Origin of the sequence: Ornithinimicrobium cryptoxanthini (assembly GCF_023923205.1) — a bacterium.
Lineage (GTDB): Bacteria > Actinomycetota > Actinomycetes > Actinomycetales > Dermatophilaceae > Ornithinicoccus > Ornithinicoccus cryptoxanthini.
Genome location: NZ_CP099490.1, coordinates 3,152,883 through 3,178,039 on the forward strand (window position 1 = coordinate 3,152,883; position 25,157 = coordinate 3,178,039).

A 25,157-nucleotide genomic window follows, 5' to 3' on the forward strand; every position below is an offset into this window, starting at 1 on the left:
GGCAACAGTCGTTCAGTCTAGGCGCTGGACAGGGCGCTGACCAACTTGGCTCCCGCGTGATCTGCGGCACTGCTCCTGCGCGGGCCACCCAGCCCCGTCGCTCAGCCCCAGCGGCGCGCCACCTCGGTGACCACCCGCACGTTCCTGGTGGTCGTGAGTCCGAGCCGGCGACCGGCAGCGCTGGACAGTGGGTCCGGGTCACCGGCCACCGCCACCGGCCAGAGCGCGTGCATGCTGCGCGGCCCCGCCACGATCCGCACCCGGTCGTTGCTGAGCGCCTCCAGCTCCGCCCCCATCTCGGGGGCGACGGGGTAGCGCAGCAGATAGACCATGTGCCTCTCGGTGGCACCGAAGTCGGCGTCGAGCGTGGCGGCATACTCCGCCAGCTCGGTCAGCTCCGCGCTCCCATAGACGATGGTGGGGACCTCGAAGCCCCGGTCCGCCTCAAAGGCGGCCTCGAGGGCGGCCTCGACCCGGGGCAGTGATCGCATGCGGGTGCCGACCCGCACGTTGCCGGTGTTGAGATAGGTCTCGACGTCGGCAAAGCCCGCGCCCTCCGCGCTGGCCCGGACCGCCCCGGCGGGGAACTTGCGCCGTGCCCCCAGGTTGATCGCTCTCAGGAAGCCGACATAGGTGGGCACGGGCCGGGTCCTCTCTGCCGCAGGGTGCCGGTCAGGCGTTGCCGTCGAACATGCTGGTGACCGAGCCGTCCTCGAAGACGGCCCGGATCGCCTGGCTGAGCAGCGGCGCGATGGACAGCTCAGTGATCTTGTCCAGCACACGCGCCTCGGCGGACAGCGGCAGCGTGTTGGTCACGATCACCTCGCGCGCCACCGAGTTGGCCAGCCGCTCGACCGCCGGGCCGCTGAACAGGGCGTGGGTCGCGGCGATCACGACGGAGGCGGCACCCTCGGCCATCAGTGCGTCGGCCGCCTGGCAGATGGTCCCGCCGGAGTCGATCATGTCGTCGACCAGGATGCACGTGCGACCGGCGACCTCGCCGACGACCCGGTTGGCCATGCTCTGGTTGGGGCGGGTGATGTCACGGGTCTTGTGGATGAAGGCCAGCGGCGCTCCGCCCAGACGCTGGCTCCACTGCTCGGCGACCTTGATGCGGCCGGCGTCCGGCGAGACGATCGCCAGGTCCTCCTTGCCATAGTGCTTCTTGACATAGGAGGAGAGGATCGGCAGCGCCATCAGGTGGTCCACCGGGCCGTCGAAGAAGCCCTGGATCTGCGAGGTGTGCAGGTCGACGGCCATCAGCCGGTCGGCGCCGGCGACCTTGAACAGGTCGGCGATCAGGCGTGCGGAGATCGGCTCGCGCCCGCGGTGCTTCTTGTCCTGGCGCGCGTAGCCATAGAACGGCAGCACCACGGTGATCCGCTTGGCGGAGGCGCGCTTGAGCGCGTCGACCATGATCAGGTGCTCCATGATCCACTCGTTGATCGGCGCCGTGTGGCTCTGGATCACGAAGGCGTCACACCCACGGACCGACTCGTCGAAGCGGACGTAGATCTCGCTGTTCGCGAACGAGTAGGCGTCCGTGGGGACCAGGTCGGTGCCCAGGGTGGTGGTGACCTCCTCGGCCAGGCTCGGGTGGGCCCGACCACTGAAGATCATCAGGTTCTTCTGGGTGGTCTTCTGGATGCCGGTCACGCCGGGTCCCCTTCGCTCTGGGAGTGAGTATGACGCGCGTCAGGCTCGGTCGTCCCGGTCGCCGTGGTCTGGTCCCCGGTCGTCGCGGTCTGGTCCCCGGTCGCCGACGCCGCCGCGGCCTCGGCGGCGGCCGCGGTTTTCGTGCCCGCTCGCTTGCGTGCGACCCAGCCGTCGATGTTGCGCTGGCGGGCGCGGGAGACCGCAATCTGGCCGGCCTCGACATCACTGGTCAGGGCAGAACCCGCCCCGACATAGGCGCCATCGGCGACGGTGACCGGGGCGATAAGCACCGTGTCGGACCCGACGAAGGAGTGCGCCCCGATGGTCGTGTGGTGCTTGTCGACGCCGTCGTAGTTGGCAAAGATCGTGCCGGCGCCGATGTTGGCGCCCTCGCCGATGGTGGCGTCACCGGCATAGGTCAGGTGCGGCACCTTGGCACCCTCGCCGATGACCGCGTTCTTGGTCTCGACGAAGCCTCCGATCTTGCCGCGGGCTCCGAGCTCGGTCCCCGGTCGCAGATAGCTGAACGGGCCGACGGTCGCCTCGGGCCCGATGATCGCGAGCTCGCCCTGGGTGCGCACCACGCTGGCACCGTCGCCGACCTCGACGCCGGTCAGGGTCGTGTCCGGGCCAACGACGGCTCCGGCCCCGATGGTCGTTGCGCCGAGCAGCTGGGTGTTGGGGCGGATGACCGTGTCCTGCCCGATCGTGGTGTCAGCGTCGATCCAGGTGGTGGCGGGGTCCACGACCGTGACACCCTCGCGCATCCAGTGCTCGACGGTGCGGCGGTTCAGCTCCCGGCCGAGGTCGGCCAGCTGCACCCGGTCGTTGACGCCCTCGGTCTGCCAGAGGTCCTCGATCAGGTGGGCCGTCACCCGCCGTCCGTCGCGCCGGGCGATGCCGATGACGTCGGTGAGGTATTTCTCGCCCTGCGCGTTGTCCGTGCCGACCTCGGCCAGGGCGCTGCGCAGCACCTCGGCGTCGAAGGCATAGATGCCCGAGTTGATCTCGCGGATGTCGACCACGTGGGCAAACTCGTCACCCGCCTCGCGGTGGGCCAGGGCGTCCTTGAACTCCATGATCTCCACCACGTCGCCGGCCTCGTCGCGCACCACCCGGCCATAGGCCTTGGCGTCGGGCAGCTCGGCGGTGATCACGGTGACGGCTGCGCCGCTGGACTCGTGACGTGCGGTGAGGTCGGCCAGGGTCTGCTGCGTCAGCAGCGGGACATCGCCCATCGTCACCAGGACCGTGCCGGTGAGGTCGGCGGGCAGGACATCGAGCCCGCACTCGCACGCGCGGCCGGTGCCCTTGACCTCGTCCTGGTCGGCCACGATGGCCTCGACGTCGAGCTCGGCGACGTGTGCGGCCACCCGCTCACGCTCGTGCCGCACGACGACGGCGAGGTGGCCGGGCCGGGTCCCCCGCGCGGCATACATCGCATGGCCCAGCAGGGTGCGCCCGCCGATGGGGTGCAGCACCTTGGGGGTCTTGGACTTCATCCGGGTGCCCTCGCCAGCGGCGAGGATGATGATGGCGGCCGGGCGGTTCTCGCTCACGCGGAAGTCGCTCCCAACGTCTCGGGGACAGGACACTGGCGGCGGTCCCTCCGGGACTCCCGTCACTGGGATGCTACCTGCCTCGCGCGGTGGCGTCAGATGGGTCCCGCCGCGACCCTTCCTAGAGTGGGCGCATGACTGATGCCATGAGTGATTCCGGGCGGGGCGTGCTGGTGACCGGCTCCTCGCGAGGAGTGGGGGCTGCCACCGCCCGCGCCTTCGCGCAACGGGGCGACCGCGTGGCGGTCCACTACCGCGGCGCGAAGGAGTCGGCCCGTGCGGTGCTCGACAGCCTGCCAGGAACTGGCCACGTGCTGCTGGGGGCCGACCTCGCCTCCCCCGAGGAGACGCAGAGGCTGGCCGCGGATGCCGCGCAGGCCCTCGGGCGGGTCGACGTCCTGGTCAACAATGCGGCGCTCTTCCTTGACCCGGCGGCCGGCGGCAGCCGACGCGGCGACCACCGGGTGACCGACACCGACTACGACAGCTGGGTGCGCGCCTGGCAGACGACGCTGGCCACCAACCTCCTGGGGCCGGCCAACCTGACCTTCTGCGTGGCCCGTCACATGATGGAGGTGCCGCCCGCGGACGGCCGGCCCGTCGGAAGGGTCGTCAACGTCGGTTCGCGCGGGGCCTACCGCGGCGAACCCGACGTGCCTGCGTATGGCGCGAGCAAGGCCGGTCTGCACGCGTTCGGGCAGTCGATGGCCGTGGCCCTGGCGCCGCACGGCATCAGCGTGACGTCCCTCGCACCAGGGTTCATCGCGACCGACATGGCCGCGCAGCTCCTCGATGGTCCGGCCGGTGACCAGATCCGTGGGCAGAGCCCGTTCGGCCGGGTCGCCACTCCCGAGGAGGTCGCCGGGGCCATCGTGGGTCTGGCCGAGCCGGCCGCGGAGTGGACCTCCGGTGCCGTCGTCGACTTCAACGGGGCGAGCTACCTGCGCTGAGGAAGCTCCGTGCGTGCACCTGAGCAGGTGCACTGCTGCTCGTCAAGCAGGCTCCCCGGGTTGGAATCGAACCAACGTCGCTAATCCTGATTCAAAGTCAGGCGGCCCCTACCAGCAGAGCAACCGGGGAACGTCAGGTGCAGGCACCGGACCGGACTAGGTTAGGCCAGATCCGACCTCGGACGGCAGTCGCCGCCGCGGATGCAGGCACAATGGGGTCCGTGAGCCGCTCCGATCCCAAACTCAGCACCCCTGTCGCACGTCACCGGATGACCGGGCCCCAGCGGCGCGAGCAGCTGATCGTCGTCGGTCGGACACTGTTCTCCGAGAAGGGCTTCGAGGGCACCACGGTCGAGGAGATCGCGGCCAGCGCCGAGGTCTCCAAGCCGGTGATCTATGAGCACTTCGGCGGCAAAGAGGGTCTTTATGCCGTCGTCGTCGACCGCGAGATCCAGGCACTGCTTACCGCGATCACCGACGCGCTCTCCGAGCCGGCCCACCCGCGGGCTCTATTGGAGCGAGCGGCGCTGTCACTGCTCGACTACGTCGAGAACTCCACCGAGGGGTTCCGGATCCTGGTGCGGGACAGCCCGCCCGGACAGTCCACCGGCTCCTTCGCCTCGCTGATCAGCGATGTGGCCAGCCAGGTCGAGCACATCCTGGCGGCCGAGTTCAAGCGTCAGAAGCTCGACCCCAAGATGGCCCCTCTCTATGCCCAGATGCTGGTCGGGATGGTCGCCACGCCCGGCGGCTGGTGGCTCGACTCCCGCCGCATCAAGAAGGAGGACGTGGCCGCCCACGTCGTCAACCTCGCGTGGAACGGGCTGTCCGGCCTGGAGTCCAAGCCCGGCCTGCGCCTGATCCACCCCAAGGGCAAGTAGCCGCCTAGTTGTCCCCGAGACAGGTGGCAGGCGGGCGGGCGAGGTCAGCTCGGCGGACCTAGTCCTGCTCGAACGGTGCCAGCAGCCGGCGCAGCGCAGCAGCGAGCTCGTCCCGCTCGCGGACCGACAGTCCGGCCAGCAGCTCATGCTCATCGGTCACCAGGTCGGCCAGCGCCGAGTCCACCGCCTCACGGCCCTGTGCGGTCAGCGTGATCAGCACCGTGCGCCGATCGCTCTCCGAGGGGGCTCTGGCCACCATCCCTCTGGCCAGCAGCCGGTCGATCCGGTTGGTCATGGTGCCGCTGGTGACCATCGTCTGCCGCACCAGCTCGCCGGCGGACAGCTGGTAGGGCTCCCCCGACCGGCGCAGGGCCGAGAGCACGTCGAACTCCCAGGCCACGAGGTCCACCCGCTCGAACGCATGCCTACGCGCCAGGTCGAGGTGTCGGGCCAGACGGCTGACCCGGGAGAGCACCTCGAGTGGGGAGACGTCCAGGTCAGGGCGCTCGCGCCGCCAGGCAGCGACGATGTCGTCCACCTGGTCGGCGGCTCGGGACCCGGTGTCACTCATAGGCCCACTGTAGTGAGCCTCAAGAATCTCGACCTCAAGACGTTGCGGCGGCGACGACGTCGCTGCCCACCCGGCACAGCGTCGCGCCCAGAGGGCGAGGACGGTTGCCCTGAGGCCCATGCCCTACTCGATGGTCTCGGCAGCCTCGAGCCACTCCAGCTCCAGCCCCTCGCGCTCCTCGTGCAGCTGGGCCAGCTCTGCGCTGAGCCTGGTCATCGCGTGTGCGTCGGTCGCCTGGGCCGCCATCTGTTCATGGACCCGCGTCTCGCGCTCCCCCACCCGTGCCAGCGACTTCTCGACGCGGGCGACGGCCTTGCGGGCCTCCCGCAGCTCTGCCGCACTCGCCGTGGGCGCGGCGCCCGCGCCGACAGACCCGCCGGCAGCTGAGGGCGCCCCACCGCGGGCGCGGTCCGCCTCCCGGACGGCAGCCCTGGACCGGTGGTCCACCAGCTCGCGGCGCAGCTGCAGATACTGATCCACCCCACCCGGCAGGTCCCGCAGCGCCCCGTCGCCGAGCAGGGCGACCTGGCGGTCCGTCATACGCTCCAGCAGGTATCGGTCGTGCGAGACCACGATCAGGGTCCCGGCCCAGCCGTCGAGCACGTCCTCCATGGAGGTCAGCGTGTCGATGTCCAGGTCGTTGGTCGGCTCGTCCAGCATCAGCACGTTGGGCTCGTCCATCAGCAGCCTGAGGAACTGCAGGCGTCGCCGCTCACCACCTGAGAGGTCGCCCACCCGCGACTGCTGGCGCCCGCCGGTGAAGCCGAGGCGGGTGGCCAGCTGGCTCGCCGAGATCTCCTTGCCGCCCAGGATCGTGAAGGAGCGGACCTCGGTGATCGCGTCGATGACCTTCTTGCCCGCGGCGGCCTCCAGCTCCCGCAGGTCCTGGCTGAGATAGGCCCAGCGCACCGTCTTGCCGGTCTTGAGCCGGCCCGACTCCAAGGACACCTCGCCCATCAGCGCCCGCAGCAGGGTCGACTTGCCGGCGCCGTTGACGCCGACGACCCCGAACCGGTCACCCGGCCCGATCCGCCAGGTCACCTCGTCCAGCAGGACGCGGTCGCCGAGCTGGATGGTCGCGTCGACCAGGTCGAACACGTCCTTGCCCAGCCGCGTCGTGGCAAAGCGGACCATCTCGACGCTGTCCCGGGGCGGCGGCTCGTTGGCGACCAGCGCCTCGGCAGCATCGATCCGGAAGCGCGGTTTGCTCGTGCGCGCCGGGGCCCCCCGCTGCAGCCAGGCGAGCTCCTTGCGCAGCAGGTTGTTGCGCCGCTCCTCGGTGACTGCGGCGACGCGCGACCGCTCCGCGCGGGCCAGCACATAGGCCGCATAACCCCCGTCATAGCTGTGCACCTGCCCCTCGCCGACCTCCCAGGTGCCGGTGGCCACCGCGTCCAGGAACCACCGGTCGTGGGTGACGAAGAGCAGCCCGCTGCCCGGCCGGGGACGACGCTGCGCGAGGTATGCCGCCAGCCAGGCGACCCCTTCGACGTCCAGGTGGTTGGTGGGCTCGTCGAGCAGGATCAGGTCGGGGTCGGCCACCAGGAGCGCTGCCAGCGCCAGCCGGCGCAGCTCACCACCGGACTTCGCGCCGATGACCGAGTCGAGGCCGCCGAGGGCGGAGGCGTCCAGGTCGCCCAGCAGGCCGGTCATGATCTCCCGGATGCGGGCGTGGCTGGCCCACTCGTGCTCGGCCAGGTCCCCCAGAACCACGTCGCGGACGGTGGCGCCGGGGTCGAGCACGTCGGCCTGCGCGAGCATGCCCATCGTGACGCCTGCCGGGCGCAGGACCCGGCCGGCGTCGACGTCACGGGTCCCCAGGAGCACCCGAAGCAGGGAGGTCTTGCCGCCCCCGTTGCGGCCGAGGACACCGATCCGCTCACCGTCGAGCACGCCGAGCGAGACGTCATCCAGGAGCACCTGCGTGCCGGCGACGAGGTGGACCCCGTCCGTGGAGATGAGGTTGGCCATCAGCCGGTGAACCCAGGGCCGGGGGGGACGATGCTCTGCACCACCTGGGCACCGGCGACGGGGCCGGTGGCCCGGCGGATGTCACCGTCGGGACCACGGGCGGCCAGTCCGACCGAGAGGTCGATCGCTGCGGCCTGGGTGCCGACGAGGAAGGCCACGGTGGGGCCGGAGCCGGACACGATAGCGCCCTGCGCCCCGAGCTCGAGGCCGGCCTCGAGCACGTCGTCGAGCACGGGATAGAGCGAGCAGGCAGCCTCCTGCAGGTCGTTGTGGAGCGCCGCACCGACCGCGTCGGTGTCCATCGTCCGCAGCGCGGCGACCAGGTCACCTGAGGGCACCGGGTCGGCCACCTGCACGCCGGCTGCGGCGCGGAGTCGGTCGCACTCGGCATACACCTGCGGGGTCGACAGGCCTGGCTTGTTGCTGACCCAGAGCACCCAGTGCAGCTCACCGCGGGCCAGGACCGGAGCCAGGCGCTCGCCCCGGCCCGAGCCGATCGCGGTGCCGCCGTGCAGCAGGAACGGCACGTCCGAGCCGAGGCCGGCAGCGATCGGCTCCAGTTCGTCGCGGGTCAGCTGCAGGTCCCAGAGCGCGTCGCACGCCACGAGGGCGGCGGCAGCATCTGCCGAACCGCCGGCCATCCCGCCCGCGACCGGGATGTTCTTCTCGATCCCCAGGGCCACGGCGCCCTCGACGCCATAGCGTCGCGCCAGGGCCTTGGCGGCCTTGATGGCGAGGTTGGTGGAGTTGCCCGGCACGCCCTCGGCCGTGGCACCACTGACCTGCACGGACCAGCGGTCGGACTCGATGGCGGTGACGTAGTCGTAGATGCCGACCGTGTGGAACACCGTGGCCAGCTCGTGGTAGCCGTCCTCCCGGAGCGGGCCCACGACCAGCTCCAGGTTGATCTTGCCGGGGACACGGACGGTGACTCCCCGGGGCTCGGCACCCTGACTCATGCCGCCACCCTATTGGTCCGTGGCCCGGGCCTCAGCCACCGCCGCGAACTGCTCCACGGTCAGACGCTCTCCGCGCGCCCCCGGGTCCACGCCCGCTCGACGCAGGATATCCTCGGCCGCTGCCGGGGACCCGGCCCAGCCCGCGAGCGCCGCTCGCAGGGTCTTGCGCCGCTGCGCGAAGGCGGCGTCGACCACCGCAAACACCTCGGACCGCTTCGCTGTCGTGCTCGGCGGGTCACTGCGGACCATGCGCACCAGGCCGGAGTCGACGTTGGGCGCCGGCCAGAACACGTTGCGACCGACGCGACCCGCCGAGGAGACCTCGGCATACCAGGCGGCCTTGACGCTCGGGACGCCATAGATGCGTCCGCCCGGCGTCGCTGCCAACCGCTCCGCCACCTCGAGCTGGACCATCACCAGCACCCGCTGCAGGCTCGGGAGGGCCTCCAGCAGGTTGAGCACGACCGGCACCGCGACGTTGTAGGGCAGGTTGGCCACCAGCGCGGTCGGCTGCGGGTCGGGCAGCTCGGTGACCCGCAGCGCGTCCTGGTGCAGCACGGTCAACCGGTCGGCCCGCCCGGGGGCCAGCTCGGCCACTGTCCTGGGGAGCTGCTCGGCCAGCGCCGGGTCGATCTCGACCGCGGTCACCCGGTCCACGACGTGCAGCAGCGCGAGGGTCAGCGACCCCAGACCCGGCCCCACCTCCAGCACGACGTCGTCAGGGCCGACGCCGGCCTGTCGGACGATCTTGCGGACGGTGTTGGGGTCGATGACGAAGTTCTGCCCCCAGCTCTTGGTCGGCCGGATCCCCAGACGTCCCGCCAGCTCGCGGATCTCGGCGGGGCCGAGCAGCTGGTCGTGCGGGTGCGGCTCCATGACCGGCCAGCCTAATCGGACTTCGGCTGCCCTCCCGGCAGGAGGGGCGCACTCGTGCACTCGGTCCGGTGGGCCCCACTGACCCCCGGCCGGGGAATGCTCCACGGTTGCAACTATGTTGCAGGTAGGACAGGCTCGAAGCCTGTGGACATCGACAACAGAGGAGCTGTTTGCTGTGGCTGACTATGCACTTCCCGACCTTCCGTATGACTATGGCGCCCTCGCACCGCACATCTCCGGCGAGATCATGGAGCTGCACCACTCCAAGCACCACAACGCCTATGTCACGGGCGCCAACACGGCGCTGGAGAAGTTGGCCGAGGCCCGCGACAAGGACTCCTTCGACTCCGTCAACATGCTGTCCAAGAACCTCGCGTTCAACCTGGCCGGGCACGTGAACCACACGGTCTTCTGGCCCAACATGTCCCCGGACGGTGGCGACAAGCCGGTCGGTGAGTTGGCCTCCGCGATCGACGACACCTTCGGCTCGTTCGACGCCTTCCGCGCCCACTTCACCGCCAACGCGCTGGGCATCCAGGGCTCCGGCTGGTCGATCCTGGCCTGGGACACCCTGGGCGAGAAGCTCATCCTCTGCCAGCTCTACGACCACCAGGGCAACCTGTCCGCCGGTCTGGTGCCGCTGCTGATGCTGGACATGTGGGAGCACGCGTTCTATCTGCAATACAAGAACGTCAAGGCCGACTACGTCAAGGCGTGGTGGAACATCGCCAACTGGGCCGACGTGCAGGAGCGCTTCGACGGCGCCCGCACCAAGACTGCTGGTCTGATCACGCCCCACGCCTGATCGACCCCGTTCCACACCGAAGGCCCCGGCGCGAGGTGCGCTGGGGCCTTCGTGTGCGTCTGGCGCCCACGGCCCGCCCACGACATCACTGGTTGCCACGATTGCCCCCTACCAGGGGCCGTAGACCGCCTCGGAGTTGGCGGACAGCGCCTCGCAGAGCGTGGGCACGGCGACGTTGAGCGTCTCGGCCATCGCGCGCACCGTGTGCGGCACCAGATAGGGCGCGTTGAGCTGACCGCGGTGCGGGCTCGGCGTCAGATAGGGCGCGTCGGTCTCGACCAGCAGGTGCTCCAGCGGGGTCACCGCGAGCGCGTTGCGCAGGTCCCTGGCGTTCTTGAAGGTGACCGTCCCGGCGAACGACAGGAAGTAGCCGCGCCGCACACACTCGCGGGCCATCTCCATGTCACCGGAGAAGCAGTGCAGTACCACCCGCTCTGGCGTCTCCTCCTCAGCCAGGATGCGGAGCACGTCGTCGTGCGCGTCGCGGTCGTGGATCTGCAGCGCCAGTCCGGTGCGCCTGGCGATCGCGATGTGCGCCCGGAAGGACTCGTGCTGTGCCGCGACGCCGTCCGGCCCGGTGCGGAAGTAGTCCAGCCCGGTCTCACCGATGACTCGCACCCGCGGGTGGGCGGCCAGCTCCTCGATCTCGGCCAGCGCCTCGTCGAGCTCGCCCGCGTCAGCATGCTTCGGCGCCTCGTTGGGGTGGATCGCCACCCCACCCAGGAGGGCAGGGTGATCATCGAGTATGCCGACCGTCCAGCGAGCGCTCTCCCGGTCACACCCCACCTGCACCAGTCGGTTGACGCCGACCCGCGCGGCCGCCGCGACCTGCTCGGCAACCGGAACCGGCTCACCGTCCCGGCCGATGTCCAGATGGCAGTGGTTGTCCACCACCGGGATCGGCAGCGGCGTGGGCGCAGGTGGCGCCTGCCCCCGCGAGCTGTCGCTCATGTCTCGGTGCTCATGTCTCGGCGCTCATTCGTCGGTGCTCATTCCTCGGGCAGCCCCAGGCGGCGCCGCTCCTCGCCAGCAGTGCCCGGGTCGAGCTTGGTGAAGATGGGCGTGGGCTTGGCCACGGGGGTGCCGACGCGGATCGGCCGGTGCTCCCAGCGGGGCGCGGTGGAGTAGTCGCCGGTGATGACCGGATAGTCCGGGCGCGTCGGGTCGTCCAGGTCAGTGACCTTCTCCACGACCGGCATCGGCTGGAAGACGCCCTCGCCGCCGAGTGCCTGGTGCACCGCGGTGGAGCTGTGCGGCAGATAGGGCGACAGGATCGTGTTGAGGTCGACCACGACCTGGGCGAGGACGTGCAGCACCGTCGCCAGCCGTTCGCGCTGGTCCTCGCCCTTGAGCTTGAACGGCTCAGTGGCGGAGACATAGGCGTTGGCCTCGCCGACCAGACGCATCGCCTCGGCGAGCCCGGCCTTCTGCCGGTGGGCTCCGATGAGTCGGCCGACCGCGTCGAACCCGTCGGCGACCTGCTGGAGGAGGGCACGGTCGATCTCCTCGAGCTCGCCGGCGGCCGGGACCTCCCCGAAGTTCTTGGCGACCATCGAGGCGGTGCGGTTGACCAGGTTGCCCCAGCCGGCCACGAGCTCGTTGTTGGTGCGCTTGACGAACTCCGGCCAGCTGAAGTCGGAGTCTGCCGTCTCCGGTGCCGCGGCCGAGAGGAAGTAGCGCAGGGCGTCGGGCTGATAGCGATCCAGGACGTCGCGCACCAGGATGACGATGCTGCGCGAGGTGGAGAACGCCCTGCCCTCCATCGTCAGGAACTCGCTGGACACGACCTCGGTGGGCAGGTTCAGGTGCCCGAAGGGCCCTTCCTGCCCGCCGCGGGCGCCCTCGCCGTTGTGCGCGAGCATCTCGGCGGGCCAGATCTGGGAGTGGAAGGTGATGTTGTCCTTGCCCATGAAGTAGTAGGACAGGGCCTTGGGATCGTTCCACCAGTCGCGCCAGCGCTCGGGCTCCCCCTGGCGTCGGGCCCACTCGACCGACGCCGAGAGATAGCCGATGACGGCGTCGAACCAGACATAGAGCTTCTTGGAGGGGTTGTCCGCCCAGCCGTCGAGCGGGACGGTGATGCCCCAGTCGATGTCGCGGGTCATCGCCCGCGGCCGGATCTCCTCCAGGATGTTCTGGGAGAACTTGATGACGTTGGGACGCCACAGACCACTGGCCTCGCGTCCGTCGAGCCAGGCGCCCAGCGCCTCGGCGAGCGCCGGCAGGTCGAGGAAGAAGTGCTGGGTGTCCTTGAACTCCGGTGTCTCGCCGTTGATCTTGGAGTGCGGGTTCACCAGGTCCGTCGGGTCGAGCTGGTTGCCGCAGTTGTCGCACTGGTCGCCCCGAGCCTCGGCATACCCGCAGATCGGGCAGGTGCCCTCGATGAACCGGTCCGGCAGCGTGCGCCCTGTCGAGGGGCTGATCGCAACCTGCTGCGACTGCTCGACCATGTAGCCGTTGGCGTGACAGGCCAGGAACATCTGCTGCACCACGTGGTGGTGGTTGGCCGTGGTGGTGCGGGTGTAGAGGTCGTAGGAGACGCCGAGCGCGACGAGGTCCTTGGCGATCAGGCCGTGGTTGAGGTCGATGAACTCCTGGGGGCTCATCCCGCCCTTGTCGGCCTGGACCAGGATCGGGGTCCCGTGCTCGTCGGATCCCGACACCATGAGCACGTCGTGACCGGCCATCCGCATGAACCTGCTGAACACGTCGGAGGGGACGCCGAAACCGGCGACGTGGCCGATGTGACGGGGTCCGTTGGCATAGGGCCAGGCGACGGCAGACAGGACATGGCTCATGGTGGGCGAGTCTAGTTCGCCGCAGGGGGCCGGTCGGACGACCACCCCAGGTCACGAATCGATAACGCCCCCCTCGGAGGTCTGGCAAGTGTCGGGACGACTCCATAGTGTCGAGGAGGCCGGTGATACGCACCGGGACTAATCAGGGAGAAGACATGACACGAGCGAGAAGCAGGGCTTCCTCGCGCGGTCTTCGCCGCATGACGACTGGGGCGGCGGCGCTTGCGCTCGCCATCACCACAGTCAGCAGCGGCGGAGCCTTCGCGGACGGGTCCGACTCCGAACTGACACCACTTGAGCAGCCCGGTGCCCCCGCGAGCCAGTCCAAGTTCCAGGACGGCACTCTGCAGGGGGTCGAGCAGACCCCCTCGGCCTACTTCGTCCAACTCCGCGCCAACCCCGCGATCAAGGGCGGCTCCACCGCCGCGGTCCAGAGCCAGGCAGACACCTTCCTGGCGCACGCCGAGTCGGTCGGAGCCGACCTGCAGGTGCGGGAGACCTATCAGTCAGTCTGGAGCGGCATCTCTGTCTCCGGCTCACGCGCCGACGTCGAGCGCGCCGCCGGCTCACGCGACGTCGTCGCGGTGTTCCCGGTCTATCAGCTCGAGGTCCCTGACGTCCCCGCCGCGGGCATGCAGCCCCAGATGGCCTTCGCCAAGGGCATGACCGGCGTCGACGAGGCACACGACATGGGCTACACCGGCGACGGGATGCGGATCGGCATCATCGACACCGGTGTCGACATCGACCACCCCGACTTCGGCGGTTCGGGCACTCCCACCGACGGCCTCCACCAGGACTGGCGCACAGCCCAGGTCCGGTTCGGATATGACCTGGTAGGCGATGCCTATGACGCGTCCAACCCTGAGACCGACCACCCGGTCGGTGACGGCAACCCGGACGACTGCCAGGGACACGGCACCCACGTGGCCGGCATCGCAGCCGGCAACGGCGACGAGACGTCAGGTGGCGTCGTCGGGGTCGCCCCGGACGCCCTGATCGGCGCCTACCGCGTCTTCGGCTGCAACGGCTCGACCAACACCGACATCATGCTCTCGGCGATGGAGCTCGCCTACGAGGACGGCATGGACGTGGTCAACATGTCCCTCGGGATCGGCTGGTCGTCCTGGAAGCAGTACCCCAGCGCACAGGCGTCCGACTCGATGGTCGACGCCGGCATCGTCGTCGTGAACTCCATCGGCAACGAGGGCGCCAGCGGCACCTTCTCGGCCGGCGCCCCCGGCGTGTCCGACAAGGCCATCGGTGTGGCCTCCTACGACAACATCCAGATGACCGTCAACTCGGTCACCATCAGCCCGGACGACACCCCGGTCGGCTACGTCAACGCCACCGGTGCCGCCCCGACGCCGACGGAAGGCACCACGGTGCTCTCCACGCTCGGTGCCCCCGGCAGCGCCGAGGCGCGGGCCTGCGTGCCCGTCACCGCCGACCTCACCGGCACCACGGTCCTGATCGAGCGCGGCGCCCATGCCGACTACCCCGACTGTGACGCCTCGTTCTACAACAAGGCGTTGCAGGGCCAGGAGGCTGGCGCGGAGGCCGTGATCATCTACAACAACGTCCCCGGCCTGATCAACCCGACGGTCGAGCCCCCGACGCCGGCGGACCCGGCCATCACCATCCCGGTCATCTTCATCCAGCAGGCTGACGGCGTCATGATCAGCGACCGCGTCGCGGCCGGTGAGACGACCCTGACCTGGACCGACGAGCGGACCACCATCCCGACGCCGACCGCAGGGCTGATCTCCTCGTTCAGCTCCTACGGCATGACCGCCGAGCTGGAGCTCAAGCCGGACCTGGGTGCACCCGGTGGCCACATCTTGTCCACCTACCCGCTGGAGCAGGGCGGCTACGCCTCCCTGGGCGGCACCTCGATGTCGTCCCCGCACGTGGCCGGCACTGCTGCTCTGCTGCTGCAGGCCCGCCCCGAGCTCAGCACCGAGCAGATCCGCACGGTGCTGCAGAACAGCGCCGACCCGGCCGTCTGGTCGCTCAACCCAGGGATCGGTCTCCTGGACTCCGTGCACCGTCAGGGTGCCGGCATGGTCGACATCGACGATGCCATCCTCTCCTCGGCCATCGTCTCCCCCGGCAAGCTCTCGCTGGGTGAGACTGACGCCGGTCCGGTGACCCGCACGATCGCGATCACCAACACCAGCGACGCTGAGATCAGTTATGCCCTCGCCAACAATGACGCCACCATCGCCACCGACGGGATCGACTACACCCCCGGCTACTGGGGCGCGGCTGTGGGCGTCGCTGCACCGGCGACGGTGACTGTCGCACCGGGCGCCACGCAGGTCTTCGACGTGACGTTTACCGGCCCGGCGATGGACCCCGCGATGCAGGTCGGCCTGCAGTATGGCGGCTACCTCGAGTTCGAGCCCACCGGCGGGACCGCTGGTGACATCCTGCGGGTTCCCTATGCCGGTTATGCCGGTGACTACCAGGACCGCCCGGTCCTGATGGACGGCCCGTATGCGTTCACCATGCCGGTCCTCGGCGTGCATCTCGGTGGAGGCAGCTACGACGTGTTCCCGGAGACCGGGACCGGCGACGAGCCCGTCTACACCCTGGTGGGCGAGGACGACCCCGTGATCCTGGCCGAGTTCGGGCACCAGGCACGACAGGTCGAGCTGACCGCCTACCAGGCCACCGCGGACGGTTCCCAGGGCGCCGAGGTCGGTGTCGTCTACACGGAGGACTACCTCCGTCGGAGCGAGGCACCGGGTGACTTCCTGGCGTTCGCGTGGGACGGCACGTTCGAGGGCGAGACGGTCGCTGACGGCAAGTACCTGCTGGAGATGACCATCACCAAGGCCCAGGCCTTCAACGACACCGGCGCAGCGGCCACGGAGACCTACCTCTCCGAGCCGTTCACCATCGATGACGCACAGACCGCTCCCACCGCCCCGGAGGTCACCCGTTACGACGGCTACGACCGCTACTCCACGGCGGCGAAGATCTCGGCGCAGAACTACGACGCCGGTGTCGACACGGTCTACATCGCCACGGGCGACACCTTCCCGGACGCGCTGGCTGGCGCCGCCCGAGCAGGGAGCGAGGGCGCACCGGTCCTGCTGGTGAAGTCCTCCTCGATCCCGGCCGCGACGCAGTTCGAGCTGGACCGGCTCCAGCCGGGCAGCATCGTGATCTTCGGTGGGGACACCACGGTCACCGGTGCTGTCGAGTCCCTGCTGCGGGACTACACCGACGGGACCGTCTCCCGGATGGCCGGCATCAACCGGTTCGAGACCGCAGCGGCGATCTCTGCCGATCTGGCTCCGGGCGTCGACACCGTCTTCATCGCGAACGGGTATGACTTCCCGGACGCGCTGACCGGTGCGGCACGCGCCGGCACGGTGGACGCTCCGGTCCTGCTCACCCGCACGGGCTCGCTGCCGGCAGCCACCCGCGCCGAGCTGGACCGGCTCAACCCGGACACGGTCGTCATCCTCGGCGGCCCGAACTCGGTGTCCGGCACGGTCCAGACCCAGCTGGCGACCTACGGAGACGTGGAGCGCAGGGCCGGGGCCAACCGTTATGACACCGCTGTCGAGGTCTCCTCGGACTTCTCCGCTGGTCTCGACACGGTGTTCGTGGCCACCGGGGAGAACTTCCCCGACGCGCTGACCGGCGCTGCCCTGGCCGGCCACGTGCACAGCCCCGTGCTGCTGGTGAAGCCCAACTCGATCCCGGCATCGGTGGTGACCGAGCTCAAGCGGCTCGGCGCTGGCGAGATCCAGATCCTGGGTGGTCACTCCTCCGTCTCGCAGGCGGTCGAGGACCAGCTGATGGCGCTGACCTACCCGTGAGGTAGGCCACCAGCCAGCACAACGCAGCACGGCGGGCCCGCAGGGAGCACCATCTCCCCTGCGGGCCTGCCGCTGTCTGGGCCTTCCGCTACCTGGGCTTTCCGCCATCCGGGACCACGTGACGCAGGTCACGGTGCAGGCGCGGAACCTGGGCAAACGGGAACACATCAGAGCAGCGCCGTGGTTGACTGTCAGCCGTGGTTGACTGACAAGACGGTGCCCCAGCTCGGGGCCTGCTGACCGACGAAGGGGGCGAGGCTCTCCATGCTCGCTGCACTCACCGGCACGGGACTGTCCGCTGCCGCCGGCCTCAACGCCTACATCCCGTTCCTGATCGTGGCGGTGATCGCCCGTTTCACGGACTTCATCAACCTGCCGACGCAGTTTGCCTGGATCGAGTCCGGCTGGGCGATCGGCGCCGCGGCGGTGCTGCTGCTGGGTGAGGTCGTCTTCGACAAGATCCCGGTGGTCGACCACATCAACGATGCGGTGGGCACCTTCGTCCGCCCCGCCACGGGCGGTCTGATCTTTGCCGCCACCCAGGCGGCGGAGGACCTGGAGCAGGGCTCCTCGTTCATGCAGGACAACCCGTGGGTCGGCGTCGTCCTCGGCATCATCACCGCCGGTATCGTGCACACCGGCAAGGCGGTGACCCGTCCTGTCGTCAACGCCAGCACGATGGGCATCGGGGCTCCCCTGGTCTCCACCGCCGAGGACACCGCCTCGGTCGGCCTGAGCTTCGTGGCAATCTTCTTCCCCATCATCGTGATCTTCGTGCTGCTCCTCCTGCTCTGGGGGGGCTTCGCTCTGTGGCGCAGCGGACGACGCCGACGACGAGAGCGAGAGAGCGCCGTGAGCGCCTACTACGGCTGAGCGGAGCGATCTGCCCCCACAGCGCTACGGCGGTCCTGCTCCAGAGTTCGGAGCTTCTGCCAGGCGTTCCACGGGCTTGGCACTCCACATCACGGCGTCGAAGGAGTCGCCTCGGAACTCCTCGTGTGGCAGGGACAGCGCAGCGCCCGCAAGCTCCCAGCCGATCTCGGCGTAGTGGAAGTCGGTCGCACAGCCCGGGCCGCTGTCGACACCCAGCAGCAGCCGATCCGGTCGCTGGTCGGACGTGGTCACCTGACCGCGGCACCAGACCGCTCCGTCCCGATGGATCACGTAGGCGTTCTCGCTGAGCTCAACCCGGTAGTCGCCCGACCTCTCGACGGCGAAGCCCCTGATCAGCTCCACGGACGCCGGATCTAGCTCCGCCCCGTAGGCCGCCTCGTAATATGCCACGACCGCTGACTCCAGGTCCTCGGCGGTCCAGCTCACGGCATACACACCACGCAGCTCCGGAGGGACCGTCGCCGGGCCACCGCGGAGGTCAGCGAGGCCAGGGCACGGTGTGATCGAGTAGTCCCGGCACTCGTTCTCCGAGATCCCACGGGTCAATGAGTCGCGCACCAGGGCGAGGAGACGATCGGGGTCTGTGGTGAACTCCGTCACGGCACCGCTCGCGCTCATGATGACCAGGTCCTGGTCATCCCGCCACTGCACCCCGTGGAGACGACCGAGACCCGGAGTCGCGCGGTCGACGAACGCGCCGGTCCGAAGGTCCCAGACTCCGACGAACCCCTCCTGCGTCGCCATCGCTATCCGGGTGCCGTCCGGAGAGACAGCAGCGGACGACACGAGACCATCGACAAGCCTGGGCCAGACTGTGGTGATCGTCAGCGTCTCGGGGTCAATGAGCAGGACGTCCGTGTCTGTGAGGTTGTTGCGCCACGGGGTGACCGCCACGAGTGAGCCGTCCGCGGCAAAGCCGGTCAGCCCGCTCCACGAGTTGTCCTCGCCAAGGCTCTGACCCAGGACTGGCGCCCAGGTGCTGGTGTCGACCGTGACGATGTTCGAGGTGCCAGACCGGTTGCCGATGCTGGTGGTGAGGTAGAGGTGACGGGAGTCGGGTGCGAAGATCAGGTCCCAGACCGGTCCCCACTGCTCCACCGAGTCGGAGCCCTCCCCGAACAGAATGCTCTCCAGCTTCCCCGTCCTCGCGTCCCACACCGCGACGCTGTAACCCTCGGCGCCAGCGATCCATCGGCCGTCCGGGGACCAGCGCACCCGCGTGGCGTCGAACGCAAACGGAAGCTCCGGAAGGTAGCCGCAGCCGGTGGAGTTGGCCTGCCACCTGGTGTGCTCACAGATCTGCTCCAGGGTGAGCCTCACCTTGCCCGTGGCGACATCGCGCACCTGCAAGGGGCCAAGGACCGGTGGGCCGCCGCCGGGCGGTGCCGTGTCGGCCTGCGAGACCAACAAGGTGCCGTCCGGCGAGACGTCGAGCGCGTAGCTCGAGCTGACGGCCGGCACCGTGAGGTGACCACCCCCACCGATGTCGAAGATGTCCAGCTGTCCCTGACCACGGGAGCAGTCGCGGCCGACAACGACGCGGTCACCGGCGACCCGCAACTGGTCCATCGCGGCACCGCCTCCGCACGAGTCCACCGCCCACCCCTCACCGCGCGGCTTGGTGTCGACCACCACCGCTCCGCCGGCATCCATGCGGGTGACCAGAGCCCACCGGTCACCGGCCCCGGAGGGCCGGCCACTCCCCGTCGCCGCCACTCGGCGGAGCTCCTGACCGGTGTGCGCGTCCCACACGGTCAGGACGTTGTCCCGCCCTGTCGTGAGGACGGTGTCCCCGCCGGGACCAAAGGCCCCATAGGAAGTGGCGCCGTGCCCGCCGAACTCGACCAACGTGCGACCGTCCGGCACCGAAAGGACCTTCCAGGTCGTCGTGACCTGCTCGTTCGTGGGGTAGGGCTCGGAGTCCTTGACGAGGATCCGCTCGCCCGTGGGATCGAGGTCGAAGGGGAAGGTGCTCTTAAGGCGCGCTAGCTCGGCGCCGCTAGTCGCGTCAAGAATCCTCGTGGTCTCGACCTCCGGTCGATCGCCCAGCGAGTGGTCATCTGTGGGCTGGTCCACGACCGCCGCCACAGATCCGTCCTCGCTCAGCGCGAACCCGAGGTTCCAGGTCAGGCCGAGGTTGGTCACCCCGACCAGCGTCATCTTGCCGCTTTCTCGGTCCACGAGATAGTTGCCCACGCCTCCCTCGAACCAGCGGCACCCGGTGACCACTGGGTGATCTTGATCCGTCGCCCAGGCGGGGTCGGTGGATGGCACCAGCGTGCGCACCAGGACGACATCCTCCGAGATCTCCAACGGCCAGCCACCACACGGACCGACGTCGATCACGCCGAGGGGCTCGTGGGTCGAGCCGTCCCACAGGTGGATGCCCAGCGCTCCCCCGCGCGGTGACGACGCCTCGAGCGCTGGCCCCAGCCGCGTCGATCCCGTCGGGTCCCACGCGACGCCGCTGGCGAGGACAGATCCATCGGCTGAGTAGACCGCGCCCGCAAGCACTGCCGACTCAAACCCCGGCTCGTCGGGCCGCACCCATTCCCACACGAGCTCGCCGGTCTGCGCATCGTGCACCTCGAGGGCCCGGGAGGGCTCGTAGACGCTCTCCGCAGACATGGCGACCCGCGTCCCGTCCGGGTGCAGAACGGCCTGCAGGCGGTTGGTCTTGTGGTCCATGCTGATCCGGGAGACAACCGGGTCGGCAGCATAGGTCTGGTGCAGGGCACCGGTGGTCTGCAGACTCGACTGAGCGGTCTGCGCCGCGACCACCGCCAGGGTCTTGGCCAGGGCGGGATCCGTGGTGAGCTGGGCCAGGGCCGAGGCCGACAGCTCCTGGGCGCGAGTGCGGTCGGCCTCGGCGGCGAGGGCCGCACCCGCCTCCTGACTCTGCTGCCATTGCACGCGCGCGACCCCGCCGAAACCAGCCGCGAGGAGCGCGAGGACTGCCGCCCCCGCGACGAGTAGTCGGAGTCTGCGGTTGGTCCGCCGTTGCTGCCTCGCCTCGTCCTCGAGCCGTGCCAGGGTGCTGTTGTGCGCGGCCTCGCTCACATCGAGGAAGCCCTGCTCCACGCGGCTGAGCCGGTGAGCGCCGCGGTCCCACCACTCGCGGGTCGCGGCCAGACGGGCGCCGCGGTAGAGCTCACTGTCTGGCCTGCCCATGACGTCCCACGCCTCGGCGGTCGCCGCGAGGTGGTGCCGGATCCGCTCACCCTCGATGTCGTCGGCCAGCCACGACTGCAGGCGAGGCCACGCCTTGGCGAGCGCTTCGTGGGCGATCCCCACCCTGTCCCGCTCCATGGTGACCAGCCGGGCGCGGACCAGCCGCTCGAGCAGCTCCTCGTGCTGTGCGTCGGCCGTGAGCGCATCGCGTGAGACGCTCGTGCGGACCGGGTCCCCGCCCGGGTCCGCCTGCACCATCCGCAGCAGCATCTCCCGCATGGTGAGCCGCTGGGGCTCGGAGGCGTCCTCATAGACCTTCTCCGCCGACTGTGCCACCGCCCCTCGGATCCCTCCGGAGGATCGATAGCCGTCGACGGTCAGTGTCGTGCCCTGCCGTCGCTCCCAGGTTTCCCGCAACGCGTGGGCCAGCATCGGCAGCGACCCGGGCTCGCCCTCGACGTCACGGACGAGCAGGTCGACAAGACCCTGCTCGAGCAGCAGGCCCGCCCGTCGAGCTGGCTGTTCGATCGCGGCGCACAGCCCCTCGCGACCCATGGCCTTGAGCAGATAGAGCCCGTCCTCGACAAGGCGCGCGCGACGTCCGGGTAGGCCGCCACCTCACCGAGGCGGTCCGCCCGCAGGGTGACGACCACGGGGCGCAGTCTGACCTGCTCGACGATCGTGGCGATGAACTCGGCCCGGGTCTCCTCGGCGACCCCGGCCGTGAACAGCTCCTCGAACTGGTCGACGACGAGGACCGGGGTCGCGCGGCTGCGCACCACGGCCGCGAGCTCGTCCACAGGGCGCAGCGCCGGCACGATCACGGCAACACTGCGGCCCTCGGCCCGGAGGTGGGCGGCCAGACCTGCTCGCACCAAGGAGGACTTGCCTGACCCGGACGGCCCGACCACGGTGAGGAAACCGTTGCGCGCGAGACGTTGCAGGCAGTCATCGACCTCATCGCCACGGCCGAAGAAGACATCTGCGTCATCGACGTCGTAAGCCGCCAGACCGGGCCAGGGGCATGTCGCCGAGGATGGCGGTGCCTCAGGCACGGTCAGACCAGGTTCCTGCTGCAGGACCGCCTGCTCGAGCTCCACCAGCTCCCTGCCCGGGTCCAGGCCCAGCTCCTCGGCAAGGACCTCCCTGGCCCGTCGCAGCGTGCCAAGCGCCTCGGCCTGCCTGCCGTCCTGATACTGGGCCCTGGCCAGCAGCGCCCACCGGTGCTCCCGCAGCGGCTGGTCGCGCACCCGCAGCGCAGCTTCCGCGAGCACCTCACGGTGGCGACCCGAGGCCAGCAGTGCCGTCATCCGCAGCTCTTCCGCCAGGAGCCGCAGCTCCTCCAGGCGGATCGCCTCTCCGCGGCCGGGCTCCCAGTCCTCGAGATCCGCCAGGGCGCTTCCGTGCCAGAGCGCCAACGCCTCATCGGCGGCATACGCGGCCTGGTCGCTGTGCCCGAGCGCCGCGAGCTCGCGGGCCCGGGAGACCAGTCTCTCGAACCGTCCGGCATCCACGTCCTCCGCCGGCACCACCAGCCGGTAGCCACTGCGCCCCGTGAGGATCGCCTCCGGTCCCAGCCGGCGCCGCAACCGGGCAACACACCCCTGGACCACCTTGGCCCAGCTCGCGGGCAGCTCCTCACCCCACAACGCCTGCGCCAACGTCTCCGACGAGACTTCCTGGTGCCGGCGTGCGACCAGGACTGCGAGCACCTTGCGGTCCCGCGGCGAGAGGGCCGGGCCTGCGTCATCGACGGTCACAGGCCCCAGCACGGTGATGGCGGCCATAAACGGATAGTCCTCCCCCATGAACCCCCACCGCAAGACCCCAACCACAGGCTGATACCCGGCTGATACCGGCTGAGCACCGATGCGATACCGGCCTGTCCCACGGTGGACCGATCAGACCTCCAACCGGGGGCCACACCACGAGAGGACAAGGCATGAAACTCAGCACCAGCACCGCCGTGATCGCCCTCCTCGTCGGCAGCGTCGCCCTCGGCGCCTGCGGGCAGGAGGACGCGGAGAGTGACACGGCCGACGCCGCACGCGCGAACTCACTGGGCTACGGCAACTACGCACCCCGTGGGCCCGCCGTCGTCGCTGCCCAGCCGCCCTACAGCCGGGGCAACTCGGTGGACGCGGGACAGAACTTCTCGTGCAGCGACCAGACCCAGGCGCCGCGCCGCTCGTCTCGGGACCCCGACAAGGTCAGCAGGTTCGAGTGACCCCGATGCGCACCCCGGAGCCCACGCACCACGCACGCACATTTATCGGCAGTTCGAGAACAAGGAGTTGTACCCATGTCCCAACTGGACTACCTGGCGGCGCAGAGCATCGCTCGCGAGCGCGAGCACAATCTGCAGCTGAGCCTGCGGCAGGACGCCGCCGACCGCGCACGACCCGTCGCACCGACGGCTCGGGCGCACACACCCTCGTGGGTTCACGATGCGCTGGTGCACCTGCACCTGGCGCACGCAACAACTCACTGAGGCTACCCACAACAACACGCCGCACGCCGGGCCGGGGACACTGCAGACGTCCCCGGCCCGCGTGGCACCAGGCCGCGAGATCAGCTGCGTGCGGCTACCGCAGCGTCGTAGAGCGCCTTCACAGACAGGCCGGTCCGGCTGGCGACCTCGCGGCATACGTCCTTGAGCCGCTCTCCTGCAGCAGCCCGGCGCAGGATCTCCGGCAGCACGTCTGCGGCCTCGACGGCAGGGCCAGCAGCCGGGTCGAGCCCGGAGACGACCACCGTGACCTCCCCCCGGACCCCGTCGGCCGCCCACTCCGCCAGCTCCGCCAGCCCACCGCGGCGGACCTCCTCGTAGGTCTTGGTGAGCTCGCGGCAGACGGCCGCCGGCCGGTCCTCACCCAGCACGGTCGCCATGGACGTCAGGGTCGCTGCCAGCCGGTGGGGGGCCTCGAAGAAGACCATCGTGCGCGGTTCGCTGGCCAGCTGCGCCAGCGCCCGCTCCCGCTCGCCCGTCCTGCGCGGCAGGAACCCTTCGAAGCAGAACCGGTCGACCGGCAGACCCGAGACCGCCAGCGCCATCAGCACCGCCGACGGACCTGGCACACACGTGACCGGCAGGTCAGCGGCCACACACGCACTGACGAGGCGATAGCCAGGATCGGACACCGACGGCATGCCCGCGTCGGTCACCAGCAGCAGTCGCTGACCTCCGGCGATGCGCGCGACAAGGTCGGGGGTGCGGGCGGCCTCGTTGTGCTCGTGATAGCTGAGCACCTCGCCCCCGACGCTCACGCCCAGCCGGTCGGTGAGCCGACGCAGCCGCCGGGTGTCCTCGGCCGCGACGACGTCGGCGCCCACCAGCTCCTCGAGCAGGCGCGGTGAGGCGTCGCGGGAGTCGCCGATGGGTGTGGCGGCCAGGACCAGGGCCGCACGCTCGCGCGGCACTGGCGACCCTCCGTGCTCCTCGATCAGCGGCCGTGCCGCAGGGAGCGCAGCAGGTCGCCGTTCATCTGCGAGATGACGTTGAGCGGGATGCCCTTGGGACAGGCACGCGTGCACTCCCCGAGGTTGGTGCACCCGCCGAAGCCCTCCGCGTCGTGCTGCGCGCTCATCGACTGCACGCGCGCGTCCCGCTCGGGCTGTCCCTGTGGGAACTCGCCGAGGTGGGTGATCTTGGCACCCATGAAAAGGCTCGCCGAGCCGTTGGGGCAGGCGGCGACACAAGCACCGCAGCTGATGCACTCGGCGGCCATGAAGGCGCGGTCGGCCTGGTCCTTGGGGACGGGGGTGGCGTGCGCGTCGGGGGCCGAGCCGGTGTTGGCCGAGATGTAGCCGCCCGACTGGATGATCCGGTCGAACGCACCGCGGTCAACGACCAGGTCCTTGATGACAGGGAACGCGTCGGCGCGCCAGGGCTCGATCACGATCTCGTCACCGTCGCGGAACGAGCGCATGTGCAGCTGGCACGTGGTGGTCCGCTCCGGCCCGTGGGCCTCACCATTGATCATCACGCCACACGTGCCGCAGATGCCCTCGCGACAGTCGCTGTCGAAGGCGACCGGCTCCTCGCCCTCAGCGATGAGGCCCTCGTTGAGGACGTCCAGCATCTCCAGGAAGGACATGTCGTCGGACACGCCCTCGATGGGATACGTGGCCATGCCGCCCTTGTCGCTCGGGCCGCTCTGCCGCCAGATCTTCAGAGTGAGGTTCATCGGGGCCCCCGCGAAGTATCGGAGTGAGGAACGAACGTAGAAC

Annotated in this window: 19 protein-coding genes, 1 tRNA gene and 1 pseudogene; 7 read left to right on the forward strand and 14 right to left on the reverse strand. The window is 69.9% G+C overall.

Annotated features, from left to right (window positions below; all coding sequences use genetic code 11):
• Positions 1-101: 101 nt before the first annotated feature.
• From NF557_RS14460 to glmU, 3 genes are read right to left on the reverse strand one after another with little or no spacing between them, the layout of a single operon-like run.
• Positions 102-641 carry a DUF1697 domain-containing protein gene (locus tag NF557_RS14460; RefSeq protein ID WP_252620261.1) on the reverse strand — a complete coding sequence of 180 codons (540 nt, stop codon included), beginning with the start codon at positions 639-641 and terminating at the stop codon, positions 102-104.
• Between the two features lie 31 nt (positions 642-672).
• The gene (locus NF557_RS14465; RefSeq protein ID WP_256855699.1) at positions 673-1,656 is read right to left on the reverse strand and encodes a ribose-phosphate diphosphokinase; all 984 of its coding nucleotides are present in this window, start codon (positions 1,654-1,656) and stop codon (positions 673-675) included.
• Positions 1,653-3,215, reverse strand: a complete 1,563-nt coding sequence (glmU, locus tag NF557_RS14470) for a bifunctional UDP-N-acetylglucosamine diphosphorylase/glucosamine-1-phosphate N-acetyltransferase GlmU (protein WP_252620263.1) — start codon at positions 3,213-3,215, stop codon at positions 1,653-1,655. The genes NF557_RS14465 and glmU overlap by 4 nt, the downstream gene beginning before the upstream one ends.
• A gap of 134 nt (positions 3,216-3,349) precedes the next feature.
• Between glmU and NF557_RS14475 the strand changes: the two genes are divergently transcribed.
• Positions 3,350-4,165, forward strand: coding sequence for an SDR family NAD(P)-dependent oxidoreductase (locus tag NF557_RS14475; RefSeq protein ID WP_252620264.1), 816 nt, complete (start codon positions 3,350-3,352; stop codon positions 4,163-4,165).
• A gap of 51 nt (positions 4,166-4,216) precedes the next feature.
• On the opposite strand, the gene NF557_RS14480 is transcribed toward NF557_RS14475, so the two are convergent.
• Positions 4,217-4,295: transfer RNA gene (locus NF557_RS14480), tRNA-Gln, on the reverse strand.
• 139 nt (positions 4,296-4,434) lie between these two features.
• Between NF557_RS14480 and NF557_RS14485 the strand changes: the two genes are divergently transcribed.
• The gene (locus tag NF557_RS14485) at positions 4,435-5,046 is read left to right on the forward strand and encodes a TetR/AcrR family transcriptional regulator (protein WP_252624229.1); all 612 of its coding nucleotides are present in this window, start codon (positions 4,435-4,437) and stop codon (positions 5,044-5,046) included.
• A 58-nt stretch (positions 5,047-5,104) separates the two neighbouring features.
• Here the strand turns inward: NF557_RS14485 and NF557_RS14490 are convergent, their stop codons facing one another.
• The 4 genes from NF557_RS14490 to rsmA all read right to left on the reverse strand — a co-directional run bounded on the left by NF557_RS14490 (position 5,105) and on the right by rsmA (position 9,423).
• On the reverse strand, positions 5,105-5,617 hold the full coding sequence (locus NF557_RS14490; RefSeq protein ID WP_252620266.1) for a MarR family winged helix-turn-helix transcriptional regulator: 513 nt from the start codon (positions 5,615-5,617) through the stop codon (positions 5,105-5,107).
• A gap of 123 nt (positions 5,618-5,740) precedes the next feature.
• Complete coding sequence (locus tag NF557_RS14495) at positions 5,741-7,588, reverse strand: ABC-F family ATP-binding cassette domain-containing protein (protein WP_252620267.1); 1,848 nt, start codon at positions 7,586-7,588, stop codon at positions 5,741-5,743.
• Positions 7,588-8,547 carry a 4-(cytidine 5'-diphospho)-2-C-methyl-D-erythritol kinase gene (locus tag NF557_RS14500; RefSeq protein WP_252620269.1) on the reverse strand — a complete coding sequence of 320 codons (960 nt, stop codon included), beginning with the start codon at positions 8,545-8,547 and terminating at the stop codon, positions 7,588-7,590. The genes NF557_RS14495 and NF557_RS14500 overlap by 1 nt, the downstream gene beginning before the upstream one ends.
• A gap of 9 nt (positions 8,548-8,556) precedes the next feature.
• The gene (gene rsmA / locus NF557_RS14505) at positions 8,557-9,423 is read right to left on the reverse strand and encodes a 16S rRNA (adenine(1518)-N(6)/adenine(1519)-N(6))-dimethyltransferase RsmA (protein WP_252620270.1); all 867 of its coding nucleotides are present in this window, start codon (positions 9,421-9,423) and stop codon (positions 8,557-8,559) included.
• Between the two features lie 175 nt (positions 9,424-9,598).
• Here rsmA and NF557_RS14510 point away from each other — a divergent pair, with 175 nt between their 5' ends.
• Entirely contained in the window at positions 9,599-10,228 is a 630-nt protein-coding gene (locus tag NF557_RS14510; RefSeq protein WP_252620272.1) for a superoxide dismutase, read from the forward strand.
• Between the two features lie 108 nt (positions 10,229-10,336).
• Here NF557_RS14510 and NF557_RS14515 read toward each other — a convergent pair whose 3' ends face one another.
• Together NF557_RS14515 and metG are read right to left on the reverse strand one after the other, a co-directional pair.
• On the reverse strand, positions 10,337-11,179 hold the full coding sequence (locus NF557_RS14515; protein WP_252620273.1) for a TatD family hydrolase: 843 nt from the start codon (positions 11,177-11,179) through the stop codon (positions 10,337-10,339).
• A 38-nt stretch (positions 11,180-11,217) separates the two neighbouring features.
• Positions 11,218-13,026 (reverse strand): methionine--tRNA ligase, encoded by a 1,809-nt coding sequence (gene metG, locus NF557_RS14520; protein WP_252620275.1) that lies wholly within the window; start codon positions 13,024-13,026, stop codon positions 11,218-11,220.
• Positions 13,027-13,226: 200 nt separating this feature from the next.
• Between metG and NF557_RS17625 the strand changes: the two genes are divergently transcribed.
• Complete coding sequence (locus NF557_RS17625; protein ID WP_280923963.1) at positions 13,227-16,862, forward strand: S8 family serine peptidase; 3,636 nt, start codon at positions 13,227-13,229, stop codon at positions 16,860-16,862.
• 264 nt (positions 16,863-17,126) lie between these two features.
• Complete coding sequence (locus NF557_RS14535; RefSeq protein ID WP_252620276.1) at positions 17,127-17,735, forward strand: DUF4126 domain-containing protein; 609 nt, start codon at positions 17,127-17,129, stop codon at positions 17,733-17,735.
• 24 nt (positions 17,736-17,759) lie between these two features.
• Here NF557_RS14535 and NF557_RS17740 read toward each other — a convergent pair whose 3' ends face one another.
• Together NF557_RS17740 and NF557_RS14540 are read right to left on the reverse strand one after the other, a co-directional pair.
• The gene (locus NF557_RS17740) at positions 17,760-21,482 is read right to left on the reverse strand and encodes an nSTAND1 domain-containing NTPase (RefSeq protein ID WP_342454490.1); all 3,723 of its coding nucleotides are present in this window, start codon (positions 21,480-21,482) and stop codon (positions 17,760-17,762) included.
• A gap of 32 nt (positions 21,483-21,514) precedes the next feature.
• Positions 21,515-22,735, reverse strand: a pseudogene (locus NF557_RS14540) (AfsR/SARP family transcriptional regulator); the annotation flags it as partial.
• A gap of 134 nt (positions 22,736-22,869) precedes the next feature.
• On the opposite strand from NF557_RS14540, the gene NF557_RS14545 reads away from it, so the two are divergent.
• Together NF557_RS14545 and NF557_RS14550 are read left to right on the forward strand one after the other, a co-directional pair.
• Positions 22,870-23,154, forward strand: a complete 285-nt coding sequence (locus NF557_RS14545; protein WP_252620280.1) for a hypothetical protein — start codon at positions 22,870-22,872, stop codon at positions 23,152-23,154.
• Between the two features lie 75 nt (positions 23,155-23,229).
• Entirely contained in the window at positions 23,230-23,418 is a 189-nt protein-coding gene (locus NF557_RS14550; protein ID WP_252620281.1) for a hypothetical protein, read from the forward strand.
• Between the two features lie 80 nt (positions 23,419-23,498).
• Here the strand turns inward: NF557_RS14550 and rsmI are convergent, their stop codons facing one another.
• Both rsmI and NF557_RS14560 read right to left on the reverse strand, forming a co-directional pair.
• Complete coding sequence (gene rsmI, locus NF557_RS14555; RefSeq protein ID WP_252620283.1) at positions 23,499-24,347, reverse strand: 16S rRNA (cytidine(1402)-2'-O)-methyltransferase; 849 nt, start codon at positions 24,345-24,347, stop codon at positions 23,499-23,501.
• Positions 24,348-24,370: 23 nt separating this feature from the next.
• Positions 24,371-25,114 carry a succinate dehydrogenase/fumarate reductase iron-sulfur subunit gene (locus tag NF557_RS14560; RefSeq protein ID WP_252620284.1) on the reverse strand — a complete coding sequence of 248 codons (744 nt, stop codon included), beginning with the start codon at positions 25,112-25,114 and terminating at the stop codon, positions 24,371-24,373.
• Between the last annotated feature and the right edge of the window lie 43 nt (positions 25,115-25,157).